This is a genomic window from Bradyrhizobium sp. WYCCWR 12699, assembly GCF_032144035.1.
Lineage (GTDB): Bacteria > Pseudomonadota > Alphaproteobacteria > Rhizobiales > Xanthobacteraceae > Bradyrhizobium.
Genome location: NZ_JAVTJN010000033.1, coordinates 331,290 through 343,468, shown reverse-complemented (window position 1 = coordinate 343,468; position 12,179 = coordinate 331,290). Strand labels below are relative to the sequence as shown.

Annotated in this window: 11 protein-coding genes and 1 pseudogene; 6 read left to right on the top strand and 6 right to left on the bottom strand. The window is 59.9% G+C overall.

The window, feature by feature from the left end:
* Both RPS27_RS21775 and RPS27_RS21770 read right to left on the bottom strand, forming a co-directional pair.
* On the bottom strand, positions 1 to 888 hold the full coding sequence (locus RPS27_RS21775; RefSeq protein ID WP_313754336.1) for a sugar ABC transporter permease: 888 nt from the start codon (positions 886 to 888) through the stop codon (positions 1 to 3).
* Between the two features lie 60 nt (positions 889 to 948).
* Positions 949 to 2,250, bottom strand: a complete 1,302-nt coding sequence (locus RPS27_RS21770) for a sugar ABC transporter substrate-binding protein (protein WP_313754335.1) — start codon at positions 2,248 to 2,250, stop codon at positions 949 to 951.
* Between the two features lie 191 nt (positions 2,251 to 2,441).
* On the opposite strand from RPS27_RS21770, the gene RPS27_RS21765 reads away from it, so the two are divergent.
* The gene (locus tag RPS27_RS21765; RefSeq protein ID WP_313754334.1) at positions 2,442 to 3,476 is read left to right on the top strand and encodes a LacI family DNA-binding transcriptional regulator; all 1,035 of its coding nucleotides are present in this window, start codon (positions 2,442 to 2,444) and stop codon (positions 3,474 to 3,476) included.
* Between the two features lie 15 nt (positions 3,477 to 3,491).
* On the top strand, positions 3,492 to 4,226 hold the full coding sequence (locus RPS27_RS21760) for an SDR family oxidoreductase (RefSeq protein WP_313754333.1): 735 nt from the start codon (positions 3,492 to 3,494) through the stop codon (positions 4,224 to 4,226).
* Positions 4,227 to 4,499: 273 nt separating this feature from the next.
* On the opposite strand, the gene RPS27_RS21755 is transcribed toward RPS27_RS21760, so the two are convergent.
* Positions 4,500 to 5,852 (bottom strand): IS1182 family transposase, encoded by a 1,353-nt coding sequence (locus RPS27_RS21755; RefSeq protein ID WP_313754564.1) that lies wholly within the window; start codon positions 5,850 to 5,852, stop codon positions 4,500 to 4,502.
* A 167-nt stretch (positions 5,853 to 6,019) separates the two neighbouring features.
* Complete coding sequence (locus RPS27_RS21750; RefSeq protein WP_246776518.1) at positions 6,020 to 6,190, bottom strand: DUF1127 domain-containing protein; 171 nt, start codon at positions 6,188 to 6,190, stop codon at positions 6,020 to 6,022.
* 408 nt (positions 6,191 to 6,598) lie between these two features.
* Between RPS27_RS21750 and RPS27_RS21745 the strand changes: the two genes are divergently transcribed.
* Positions 6,599 to 7,990 (top strand): adenylate cyclase 3, encoded by a 1,392-nt coding sequence (locus tag RPS27_RS21745; protein ID WP_313754332.1) that lies wholly within the window; start codon positions 6,599 to 6,601, stop codon positions 7,988 to 7,990.
* 136 nt (positions 7,991 to 8,126) lie between these two features.
* On the opposite strand, the gene RPS27_RS21740 is transcribed toward RPS27_RS21745, so the two are convergent.
* On the bottom strand, positions 8,127 to 8,450 hold the full coding sequence (locus RPS27_RS21740) for a hypothetical protein (RefSeq protein WP_246776337.1): 324 nt from the start codon (positions 8,448 to 8,450) through the stop codon (positions 8,127 to 8,129).
* Positions 8,451 to 8,580: 130 nt separating this feature from the next.
* Positions 8,581 to 9,303 (bottom strand): hypothetical protein, encoded by a 723-nt coding sequence (locus RPS27_RS21735; protein ID WP_313754331.1) that lies wholly within the window; start codon positions 9,301 to 9,303, stop codon positions 8,581 to 8,583.
* Between the two features lie 157 nt (positions 9,304 to 9,460).
* On the opposite strand from RPS27_RS21735, the gene RPS27_RS21730 reads away from it, so the two are divergent.
* The 3 genes and pseudogenes from RPS27_RS21730 (at position 9,461) to RPS27_RS21720 (ending at position 12,130) form a co-directional block, all read left to right on the top strand.
* Entirely contained in the window at positions 9,461 to 11,020 is a 1,560-nt protein-coding gene (locus RPS27_RS21730) for a winged helix-turn-helix domain-containing tetratricopeptide repeat protein (RefSeq protein ID WP_313754330.1), read from the top strand.
* 238 nt (positions 11,021 to 11,258) lie between these two features.
* Positions 11,259 to 11,474 (top strand): annotated as a pseudogene (locus RPS27_RS21725) (DUF5939 domain-containing protein); the annotation flags it as partial.
* A 14-nt stretch (positions 11,475 to 11,488) separates the two neighbouring features.
* Positions 11,489 to 12,130, top strand: coding sequence for a DUF5939 domain-containing protein (locus RPS27_RS21720; protein ID WP_313754329.1), 642 nt, complete (start codon positions 11,489 to 11,491; stop codon positions 12,128 to 12,130).
* The last annotated feature ends 49 nt before the right edge of the window (positions 12,131 to 12,179 follow it).

The following is a 12,179-nucleotide window of genomic DNA, read 5'->3' as shown; positions in this document are numbered from 1 at the left end:
TCACCAGGCGACTGCGCCGCGCAGGCGGTTGAAGGCGAGCACGGCACCGAACACGATCGCCGTCAGTGTCAGCATCAGGGCGCTGGCATAGCCGATGTTGAAGAATTCGAAGCCGACCCGGAAGCCGTAGATGTTGAGCGTGTTCGAGGCGTTGCCTGGGCCGCCTTGGGTGGTGATGTAGATGATGTCGAAGAAGCGCAGGAGATCGACGCTGCGCAGGATCGCCGCGGTGACGATGGTCGGCAGCAGCAAGGGCAATGTGATGCGTTGAAAGGTCTTGAACGCCGATGCACCGTCGATCTGTGCGGCCTCGTAGACGCTCGGCGGCAGCGACTGCAGGCCGCCCAGCACGATCAATGCAACGTAGGGCGTCCACTGCCAGCTGTCGATCAGCGCGAAGGTCGGAATCACCCATGTCGGCGAGGCCAGCCAGTCCGACGGCGGCAGGCCGAACGACTGCAGGATGTAGTTGGCCGCGCCCAGCGAGGGATCGAGAATTACCAGCCACATCATGCCGGCCACGACAGGCGGCATCATGAAGGGCGAGATGAACAGTGAGCGAACGATGCCCGGCAGACGCTTGGCATGGAACAGCACCAGCGCGAGCCAGACGCCGAACACGAGCTGCAACACGAGCGACAGCACGAACAGCGCAATGGTGATCCACAGCCCGTGCCAGAACTCGACGTCGGAGACGAGCTTGGAATAGTTGGCGAGGCCCGCGAAAGACTGCTTGCCGGTCGAGGTGAACGTCTGGAAGCCGAGCCAGATCGTATAGACGACCGGAAACGCGATCATCGCGACCGTGAACAGCACGGCCGGCGCCGAAAGCGCTGCCATCTCCAGCTTCTGCCGGTCCTGCGTGAGTGTCGCAGCCGTATCGGACATGCGTCCTTGTCCCTGGGAAGGAAGAGCCGGCAGACCGCAAGCCTGCCGGCATGAGGGCCGTTACTTCTGGGCGATCAACGCATCGAGCGCCTTGTCGGCGTCGGCGCAGGCCTGATCGATCGGCTTCTGCTTCAGGATCAGGTCCTGCACCGCCTGGCCGATGAATTCCCGCGATTCCGGATTGGCGACGATAGGATAGCCGACTTCGGAAGACCCCTTGGTGGCGAGCACGTCGAGCGCGGCCTGCCATTCCTTGCGGACCGGCTCCTCGTCGATCCACTTGCGATATTCGGGATCCTTGGCGACCGACGGGCGCGGCGGGGCGATACCCTGGAGCGCCATCTTCTTCTGCACCTCGGGGCTGGTCGCCCATTGCACGAAATACCAGGCCGCTTCGGGCTGCTTGCTATGCGATGACACCGCCATGCCCCAGCCGATCGTGGTCGGCACCTGGCCGGCCTCGCCTGCCGGGAACGGTAGCAGGCCGGTGTCCTTCAGCCGCGCACCGCCGTCCATCACCGTGCGCAACTCGTTGGACGATTCGAACGCCATGGCCGCGCGGCCGCTGCGATAGAGCGCGGAAATCTGCTGAAAGCTGTAATTGACGACGCCGGGCGGGCCGAAGTCGCGCAGCAGCCGGCTATAGGTGTCGAGCGCTTCCTTGCCCTTGGCCGAGCAGAGATTCGACTTGCCATTGGCGATGTACGTGCCGCCGATATTGTGCAGCATGTTGCTGAACGTATAGGCCACCGCGGGCTTGAGACCGCGCGAGACGAACGGCGTCACCGCGCTGTCGCAGGTCTTGATCTTCTCGGCAGCGGCTTCGACGTCCTCGATGGTCTTGGGCGCTTCGAGGCCGCACTTCTTGAAGATGTCGGTGCGGTAGTAGAAGATCGGACCCTCGATGTTCATTGACATGCTGGTCAGCTTGCCGCCGAAGGTCGCGGCCTTGAGCAATGCCTGGCTCAGCCCGGCCGGATCATAGTCCTTGGCGACCTCGTTCTTGGCCATGGTAGTGAGATCGCCATACCAGCCGGCGGCGGCGAACTGCTCGCCCTCGCGCGAGGGCAGCGTCATGAACACGTCGACCTCGTCGCTGTTCGCATTCATGACCGTGACCAGACGCTGGCGCATCTGCTGTTCCTGATAGGCGTCGACCTTCAGGGTCATGCCGGTCAGCTTCTCGAAATCGGCCTTGTAGGTCAGCAGTGCCTGCGCGACCGGATTGTTGTTGGCGAGAAAGGTGACGGTCTTGCCCTTGAACTTCATCCAGTCGAAATCGGCTGCGTGTGCCGGCGCGCTGACGGCAGCAATCGCGAAAACGGGCAACGCGACATGGGTCGCGAGCATCCTGGCCTTCATCGAATTCTCCTCCCGGCTGGCCGCCTTAAGCTGGCGGACCATTTTGAGTACGTTTGATCACTATCTGAAAACGGTTACAAAATAGACCTCGCATCCCCCGTGTCAAGCGATGGACAAGTTGCACAATCTACGGCAGATTTGCGACACTCCCGCTTGCGCTCGGGTTGCGCCGCAGCATAATGTAACGTTACATGAGACTGACCAACGCCAAATCCGTGAAACAGGGCATCCGCGCCGTCGCGGCCCGCGCCGGCGTTTCGACTGCCTCGGTCTCGCGCGCTCTCAACAATCCGGATGCGGTGAGCCCGTCGCTGCGTGTGCGCATCGAACAAGCCATCGATGCGCTCGGCTACATCCCGCATGCGCCGGCGCGCATTCTCTCGTCGCGGCGCTCGCGCACCCTAGGAGCGATCGTGCCGACCATCGACAATACAATGTTCGCGCGCGGCATCGCTTCGCTGCAGCAATATCTATCGTCGGTCGGCTACATGCTGTTCCTCACCACGAGCGGCTACGATCTCGATGTCGAGTTGCAGCAGGCGCGCAATCTGATCAGCCGCGGCGTCGACGGCCTCGTGCTACGCGGCGATTGCCATCACGACGGGTTGCGCAAGTTGCTTGCCGACAACAAAGTCCCCTTCATCAACGTCGGCATCTACCAGCCCGACCGGCCGTACCCTTGCGTCGGCACCGACAACGAGGCCGCAGCCCATCGCGCCGCCACACACGTCATCGAACTCGGCCATCGCTGCGTCGGCATCGTCTCGGCGCTCCAGCGCAACAACGACCGCGCCAGCGCGCGCGTCGCCGGGTTCCGCCGCGCGCTCGCCGAGAACGGCCTTGAGCTACCTCCGCAATGGCATGTGGAGGTGCCCTATACGCTCGACGACGCACGCGAGGCGGCCCGCTATCTCCTGAACCTGAAAGACCGTCCGACAGCCGTGGTGTGCGGCAACGACGTCATCGCCTATGGCGTATTGCTCGAGGCGGAACGTGACGGATTCTCCGTGCCGCGCGACCTGTCAGTGGTCGGTTTCGACGACCTCGACTGGAGCCGGCATTTACGGCCGAGCCTGACCACGATCCATGTTCCGACCGGAGAAACCTGGCAGCGCGCCGGCGAATATCTGGTGCGCAACCTCGCCGGCGAGCAGACCATCATGCACCGCGAGATCGACTTCTCGCTCGTGGTCCGCGAATCGACGGCTCCCCGCCGAAATCCCTGACGTGAGGCCTTGCCGATGACTTCGAATTTTTCTCTCGCCCCCGGATTCCATGCCGTCGTGATCGGCGGCGCCGGCGACATTGGCGCGGCGATCAGCAGCCAGTTCTGCGATCTCGGCGCGACAGTCACGGCGACCGGCGCCAACGAGGCTGACCTCGCCCGCACGCTGCTCAAGCCGCGCGGCGGCCTGACCCTGGCGACGCTTGATGTCACGGATGATGCGGCTGTCACGGCGTTTGCCAAGAAGCAGGAGCGCGTCGACGCCCTGGTCAATTGTGCCGGCATTCTGGCACGGGACAAGGAATTCGAGATCGAGACCTTCATGAAGGTGATCAACGTCAACCTCGCCGGCACGTTCCGGACCTGCATGGCATTCCAGCCGCTACTGTCGGAATTCAGAGGCTCGATCGTCAACATCGCCTCGATGAACGCGACCCTAGCCTTGCCGCGGATACCGGCCTATTGCGCTAGCAAGGGCGGTGTGGTGATGCTGACCAAGGCACTGGCTTTGAAGTGGGCCGAAGACGGCATTCGCGTCAACGCTGTTGCACCCGGCTATATCGAAACAGCGATCAATGCCGCCGGCCGCACCGACCTTGCGCATTATCAGCGCATCGCCGACCGTACCGCGTTCAAGCGCTGGGGTCAGCCGGAGGACATTGCCGGGGCCGTCGCATTCCTCTGCATGCCGGCGTCGCAATATGCGACCGGAACTGTTGTGGCGGTGGACGGAGGGTTTCTGGCTGGATGAACTTGAAAACGCGATTTGCTTGCCAATTCCTGCAAGGCAACAAGATTATCGGCATGTTAAGGCCGTCGTCCGTAACGTCCTCCAGCAGGGGCGACTGATAAGCGTATGAAAGCTTATCGGTCGGACGGTGGAAAGAGGTCTGCTTTATGCCAAATAGCAGACCGAAGTTGCAGCCTTCTGAACTTCTGCAATGGGCCGATTCCGTTGAAAAAGGCGGGCAGTATTTCCTTGTAATGGCTCGGTCGCGATGTGGCCGAACTGCTCTACCGATCGCTATGCGAGCCTCGGGGTGGACATCGGGATCAGCTTGGCCATCTTTCTTAGGTTCTGGGCGGTGGCCGCCAGGATGAACTCGTCACGCGCACCGTTTGGACCTCGTAAGCGTAGACGGTCGAGTTTGAGGATGCGCTTGAGGTGCGCGAACAGCATCTCGATCTTCTTGCGGAGCCGACGCGAGGTGCGGCCCTCCCATGATCTTGCGATCTGGCGCGCCATGTCGCGAGCGCCCTCGTAGATCGAGCGTGGCACCCTCCGTGATGGCTGCTTGGGGCAGCATCGGGACTTCAATGCGCAGCGATCACAATCGTGCTTGCTGGCAAGGTAAAGCATGGTGGCGCCATCATTCACCAGCGTTCCGGTCGTGGTAAGAACTTTGCCGCCGGGGCAACGATAAACGTCCCCGGCGTGGTCATAGGTGAAGTCGTCGCGCGAGAAGATCCCGTCTGTGCGAGCCGACTTGTCGAAGACTGTAACGTGCGGCTCGATGCCATGCTCATAGACCAGCCAGGCGAGCATCTCGGCCGAGCCATAGCCGCTGTCGCCGAGGAGCCGGCTCGGATAGAGATCAAACCGCTCCAGCGAGCGCTCAATCATGCGCTTGGCAGCCAATACATCCGCCTGCCGGATTGCCGTCGTCGCCTCAACATCGACGATGATCGCGTTCTCGATGTCGATCAGGTAGTTCGTCGAGTAGGCAAAGAAGGCTTGGCCGCCGTGCGCTCCCGTCCAGCGCGCCGCTGGGTCGGAGGGCGACACGAACTTCGGGGTCACTTCGGTGGCTGCTCCGAACGCGGCATCATCGAGGACAGCCACATACTCGTCGATCGCTCGGCCGGCAGCCTCCGGTGGAAGTCCCTTGTCGCCTTCGATCCCCTTCTGCCGATTGGCATCGGCCTTGATCAGGCTCGCATCGACGGCGAATCCTTCACCACCGACCAGCCGCTCCTCGATACAGCGACGCAAAACGCTCTCGAACACGCACCGGAAGAGGTCGCTCTGTCGGAAGCGCCCATGCCTGTTCTTGGAGAACGTCGAGTGATCAGGTACTGCGCCATCTAGACCAAGCCGGCAGAACCATCGGTAGGCCAAGTTAAGGTGGACCTCATCGCACAGGCGCCGCTCCGATCGAATGCCGAAGCAGTAACCGATCAGCAGCATCCGGATCATCAGCTCGGGATCGATCGAAGGTCGACCGATACTACTGTAGAAAGGCGCCAGGTCCTGTCTGACCTCTTCAAGGTCGACAAATCTATCGATCGACCGGAGCAAGTGGTCGGCCGGGATATGCCTTTCCAGCGAGAACTCATAGAACAACGCGGCCTGCTCGACTTGCCGATGTCCCATCATGATCTTCAGTCCTGCCAATTAGACTGACTGAATCATTGATCCCTCTGCGTCGCAACCGCCGCCTTTTTCAACAGAATCGACCCATACCGGAAGTCGGTGTCTGGGCCGCGACGCGGCTCGCGTCGGCCTTTTTCCGAGGGACTGTCCATCGCTGCCGTCGGTCGACATCATTCGGCCGATGGTATACCTCGCGGGTTCGTAGTTCGGTTTGAGGTCACGTAATCGATCTCGGAATACGTAATGCCCATATCCATCAGCTCCCGATCACTCAGGTTGCAAAGATCGCGTCGCAGCCGCTCCCATTTTCGCCATTCCTTAAAGGCGGTCCAACAATTCATGAACGCACCCACGTTGCCTCGCTGCGCTACGGTCGTCTGGACCAAGCCCGTTGTCTGGTAAATCGTGCTCATTTGCAGCATCCTCGGGTGCCTTGTTTCCACCCAGATAAGCTGCCAAGATTTGGCCCAACACGCTTGACGTGCTGCTTACATTTTCCTTATGGGCAGCTTATTCTTTACCTGCGAATTGTTGCCGCTTTTAACCGGCGACCGCCTAGAGGGATTTCGCATCTTGCGCTATCTCTTCGAAGATCTTGAACTAGATTCCGGCCGCCGCGAGCTATACCGCGACACAAACGTCGTTGCCCTGGCGCCACAGACCTTTGACCTGCTCGACTATCTCATTCGCAACCGCGAGCGCGTAGTTGGCAGGACGAGCTCATCACCGCCATTTGGAAGGGACGGTTCGTGTCCGATGCCGCGCTGACGACCCGGCTAAATGCAGCTCGATCCGCGATTGGCGATTCCGGAGAGCGCCAGCGTCTGATCAAGACGCTGCCGAGGAAGGGCTATCGCTTTATCGGTACGGTGCAGGAAGCTGACAGAGCCCCCACGGTGGCAGTAAACGAATTCCAAAGGGAGACCGCCAAACCTGCCCTCACACTTCCCGACAAGCCGTCGCTCGCCGTTCTCCCATTCACCAACCTGAGCTCGGATCCAGAACAGGAGTATTTCGCCGATGGCATGGTCGAGGACATCATCACCGGCCTTTCACGGTCGCTGTTCGTCATCGCGCGACAATCTACTTTTAGCTATAAGAGCAAGCCTATCGACATTAGGCAGGTCGGGCGCGAGCTAGGCGTTCGGTACGTGCTCGAAGGCAGCGTGCGCAGATCGGGCGACCGGGTTCGCATTTCCGGAAAGTTGATCGAGGCCACGACGGGTGCCCACCTCTGGGCGGACCGCTTCGACAGCCAACTCAGTGATATCTTCGATCTGCAGGACCAAGTGACGGGTAGCGTGATTGGCGTACTCGTTCCTCAATTGGAGCGGGCCGAGATAGAGCGCGCAAAACGCAAGCCAACCGAAAATCTTCAGGCCTACGATTACTATCTTCGTGCACTCTCAAGCTTCTATCAATTCACTCGCGAACAAAACATTGAAGCCCTCAGACTGACTCGGCTTGCCGTCGAGATCGATCCCGGGTTGGCCGCAGCATACGCGCTGGGCGCTTATTGCTGCCTGCAACGAAAGGTCTTCGGCTGGACGGTCGATGCGGATCAGGAACGCGATGAGACCCGACGGCTGGCGAGGCGCGCAATTGAGCTCGATAAGGAAGATCCAACTGTCCTTGTGAGGGTCGGGCAGGCTATTGCCGGCGTACTGTATGAGCTCGACGAGGGCACGACCCTTGTTTTCCAGGCGCATGAGCTCAATTCAAATTTGGCTGTTGCACGATATAGTATCGGCTGGGAACACATACGGCGCGGCAATGCTGAGGAGGGGCTCAAACAGTTCCATGCCGGCGTGCGTTTAAGCCCTATGGATCCGTTTCTTTTTCTGATGCAGACCGGAATAGCGTTTGCTCATTTTTTGACAGATCGATACGAAGACGGTTCATCATGGGCCAAGTTGGCTGTGCTGCACCGGCCCAACTATCTCAACGCACAGTTTATTCTAGCGGCTTGCCACGCAATGTCTGGCAGGGTCGAGGAAGCCCGAGTGATCGGTGCACGCCTAATAGAAGCGAGGCCGGCTCTGCTCCTCTCTACGCTCGTTCCCAAGCTCGCTAGATTTTACCAGCCGAAACCTCTCGAAAAAATAACGATAGCTTGCCGCATCATGGGTCTCCCCCCCTGATTGCATGCGGCTGTTCGGGAAGTGCTGATCTCATTGCAATTCCTCTGAATTGCAAAGCCACGAGTTCACTGACTCAAGCACGGTCATTCAGAACGCCGCGACCCGGACTCCCTGCATGGAATTCCGGCGTACGTTCTCAGATCATGCTGCCGGGCAGAAAGCAGCGAACGCGCGGATGGCCATCGATGTAGTGCTTCCATACCATAGTCGGACCGGCGCGGTTCGGTTGCTTTAGGACGGCGCCCTCAGGAACCACGACCCACTCACCTTCGATGCGGACGCGGTAATGGCCACGGTCGGATTCCCAATCGGCGTCGAAGACGATGTATCCATCGGCATCCGTACAGCACTGCCCAAACTCGCTGTGCAAGCTCTCGAACCATGGCTTCAGCGGCGACTTGGCGTAGCGCCCGTCATCACGGGCGAGCACCGGTGTCGCCAACGCAATCAGGCCAAGCATCAGCGCTGCATGTATTCTCGCGGACATTCGTTCCTCTCTACGAGGCTGCAAGCGCACTATGCGCCGATCTGCTTCCTCACCCTGCGATATGCGGAAAATGGAAGTCCGACAAAATCGCTTTTACTTCTGGCTATGGAGCAAATGCCGCTGCCTGTGGAGGGCCGGGTGTATCAGGGCGAACGAATACAAAACGCGACCTCACCGGCAGGTCCAAACCGTCTTGGCCGTCCTGCCCGATCAGAATGAGGCCCGCTCCACCATTCGCCACTGTTAGGATGACCGGTTCACCAGCCCATGTCCTGATCGGCTCCATCGCCAGGATAAGGAATTCGCCGATCGGCTGGTCCAGATACTGAAGTCTTAGCTGCGCTGCGATTTCGGCGGGCGCAAGCAGAAGGCCCAGCAATTGTGCGCGCGCATAGACGTCCCGCAGCGCTGCCGTTTTGCCCTCAAAGCCAAGTTCGGCTGGCGACACGGCAACAAGCTCGACCTCGGCTTTCTTCCCGCTGAGGGTAAAGGCCGGTCTTCCGATAATCTCGTCAGCCGAGCTCCCAACACCGCAGCCCAGTGCACTCATCGCGCCCCGAAGAGCGGCCAAATCCCTAAAGGTCCCGACAGTAATCCTCTTCCAGAAAGGAACCTCGGCGGCGGAGCTGAATGACGTCCGGGTGTCGCGGGCTGGCGGAGCCCCCTTGAGCGCCAAGTGATTGCGCAGGACATCCTGCGCAGAGCATTGGGCTTCAGCAGCGTTGGCGCAGGCGATGACAAGCGCACCGCAGACAAGTAGAGTGGCACTCCGTTGTGCAAATGCAGCGGCCCGTCGCATTCTCCTGGATTCGTAGGTCGCACTCATCGTCGCCTCCGCTACGTTTCTCGCCGTCTAGACTGCCAAAGCGCGGTTCGGTAGGCTTTACGAGCGGCTTACATTTTCCTTATCGGCGGCTTATTCTCTTCATTCCGACTGGCGCAGGGGCGCAGCGTCGCTCCGAGACTGGCAACGGGGAAGGAAGTTGCGCTATCTGTTTGAGGAGTACGTCTTCCACACCGATCGGCGCGAGCTGCATCGCGAGGGGGAGCTCGTCCCTGTCGCACCACAGGTGTTCGATCTGCTTGGTTACCTGATCCGCAACAGGGAGCGAGTTGTCAGCAAGGACGACATCATCAAAGTCATTTGGAATGGGCGCAGCGTATCCGACGCGGCGCTGACAACCCGCCTGAATGCCGCCCGGACTGCAATCGGCGATTCCGGCGAGGAACAGCGCTTCATAAAAACACTACCGCGCAAGGGCTTCCGTTTCGTCGGAGCAGTCCGGGAAGTGAAGGAACCGGCAGGCGCAGCAGTTGCCGATAATCAGTTAGAACTTCAGAAAGCCGACCTTGCGCTCCCCGACAAACCGTCTATCGCTGTGCTGCCGTTTGAGAACCTGAGCGGCGATCCCGAGCAGGAATATTTCGCCGACGGCATGGTGGAAGAAATCATCACCGCGCTGTCGCGCTTTAAGTCTCTGTTCGTTATCGCACGTCACTCAAGTTTCACCTTCAAAGGCAAAGCTGTCGATATCCAGGAGGTCCGACGCAGGCTCGGCGTGCGCTACGTGCTTGAGGGGGCCGTGCGCAAGGCATCGGGGAAGGTTCGAATCACAGGGCAATTGATTGATGCGGTGACATGCGCGCATCTATGGGCGGACAGATTCGAGCGTGATCTGACGGACATTTTCGCTCTCCAAGACGAAGTTGCACTCGCCGTTGTCTCGGCTGTTCAGCCAAAGATGCTTCAAGCAGAGATTGAAGCGGCTACGCGGCGGCGACCAGAGAACCTCACTGCCTATGATTTTTTTCTCCGATCCATGCAACAGTATTACCTGACGACCCGCGAAAGTTTGGCCGAGGCGATTAAGTTGGCTCATCGGGCTTTGGAGCTAGAGCCGAGGTTCAGCTCTGCAGCGGCTCTGGCAGCTGACTGTCACGCGAGCAACTTCGCTTTAGGCTATGCCAACGATCCCGAGTTCGACGCCAAGGAAGCAATGCGGCTTGCACGTTTGGCGTTGAGCATCGATGATGATGACCCCGACACGTTGTCAAGGGTTGCCGTAATCTCAGCAGGCCTGGTCGGCGATAGTGAAGCTGAAATCGAAATGGCTGACCGGGCGGTCGCGCTCAACCCGAATTCCTGGCGCACTTGGAACAATAGAGGCTGGGTCTATACAATGGGGGGACTGCCCGAAGAGGCCATCCAAAGCTTTGAACGTGCAATTCGCATGAGCCCCGTAGACCCGCTGCTACACATGACGTTTCTGGGCATTGGGAATGCTCTTATGGGCCTTGGCCGGTTTGACGAGGCGATCATTGTCTTGAAGAAAGCCCTTCGTCAGAATCCTTCCTTTGTGCCAGCTTGCCGTGGACTTGCGTCTGCCTTCGCCCACCTCGGACGCGACGCTGAGGCGCACGCCGCGGCGGCGCGTGTGCTTGAGATCGATCCTGCCTTTACAATATCGGCGCATATCGCCCGGGCCCCCAAAAGCTCAAAGCTGTTGATCGAGGGCCTTCGGAAAGCGGGGCTGCCCGAATAACCTTCCTGCGCTGTGCGGACGGGGTGATCGATGACCGCTTCTGACCCATCGCTGCCGCATCGTACGGCCGAGGATATGTCGGCTGTCAGGGGTGGACCTGACCTAACTTAAACGGGCTAAACCGACGCGTTTGACCCATAAGCGACATGGAAGGATCAAAAGTCTTGCCATACAATGTCCCGTGGGCAGCGGTTGCTCAAGACGGCCCAGCGCAGATTGCATCGCCAGGAGCCGATCAATGACATTGATTGACGAACGGCTTCTCGAAAGCAAGATGACCCAGATCGAGCAGGCCCGCAGTTGGAGCCCGCGCGTCATCTCCAAGTTCGAAACGCTGATCCGTAGCGGTGACGAGGTCAGCCTGTACCGTGCCAATCCGCTGGCGTTCGCCCGCGACCGCAGCGTGGCTGAGCCGGAGTCGATCGATCTATTTCTCCACGCCGCTCGTGTCGGGCTGGTCGACATGCATTGGGACATTCTCTGCCCCCACTCGGGCCTGGTGCTGGAGAGTTTTGGGGGCTCCGTGCGCTCCGGAGCCATTTTGTCTGCGGGCTGTGCGATATCGAGGGCGAGACGGAGCTGGACGACTTCATCGAGGTTTCCTTCTCCGTGTCGCCGCAAGTCCGACCCCTCGCTTTGTATGACATCGATAATCTTTCGATTGAAGATCTGCACTGGAAGCTCAAGTTCGCCAACAGCGGGCGTCTGCCTGGCGGACAAACCCGATTTGTCGATTTCCTGCGCGGCCTCCTCCGCGGAATGACTTATCTGCCATCCGGCCTGACGACGACGCTGCAGGCCGAGATCGAGCCGGGCGCCCTCTCCGGCGTCAACGTCCAGACGCAGGCGGGCTTCATGCTTCCGGTCATGCTCGCTCCCTCTGCCGAGCAGGTTCCGAAGACTCAGATGATCGTTCGCATCGCCTATGACGGGCAACGGTTCACGCCAGCTGTTTCGGCCCTCCCTTCGGGCTCCGTGGTCTTCGAGATCAGCAACACCGGTCCCAGGCGCGGTTCGCTGCTCCTGATCAACTGGCCGCCTGAAATCCTAGCGATGCCTAAAAAGCCGACGCTCCAATTCGATCCCTACGTCTCCGGGGCATGCTGCTGACGCGCCAGACGTTCCGCAAGCTCTTCCGTTCGGAGCGCGTCGATGAAGA

Coding starts and splice junctions, on each gene's coding strand:
- RPS27_RS21775 (WP_313754336.1), bottom strand. CDS start 888: ATGTCCGATACGGCTGCGACACTCACGCAGGACCGGCAGAAGCTGGAG.
- RPS27_RS21770 (WP_313754335.1), bottom strand. CDS start 2,250: ATGAAGGCCAGGATGCTCGCGACCCATGTCGCGTTGCCCGTTTTCGCG.
- RPS27_RS21765 (WP_313754334.1), top strand. CDS start 2,442: ATGAGACTGACCAACGCCAAATCCGTGAAACAGGGCATCCGCGCCGTC.
- RPS27_RS21760 (WP_313754333.1), top strand. CDS start 3,492: ATGACTTCGAATTTTTCTCTCGCCCCCGGATTCCATGCCGTCGTGATC.
- RPS27_RS21755 (WP_313754564.1), bottom strand. CDS start 5,852: ATGATGGGACATCGGCAAGTCGAGCAGGCCGCGTTGTTCTATGAGTTC.
- RPS27_RS21750 (WP_246776518.1), bottom strand. CDS start 6,190: ATGAATTGTTGGACCGCCTTTAAGGAATGGCGAAAATGGGAGCGGCTG.
- RPS27_RS21740 (WP_246776337.1), bottom strand. CDS start 8,450: ATGCTTGGCCTGATTGCGTTGGCGACACCGGTGCTCGCCCGTGATGAC.
- RPS27_RS21735 (WP_313754331.1), bottom strand. CDS start 9,303: ATGAGTGCGACCTACGAATCCAGGAGAATGCGACGGGCCGCTGCATTT.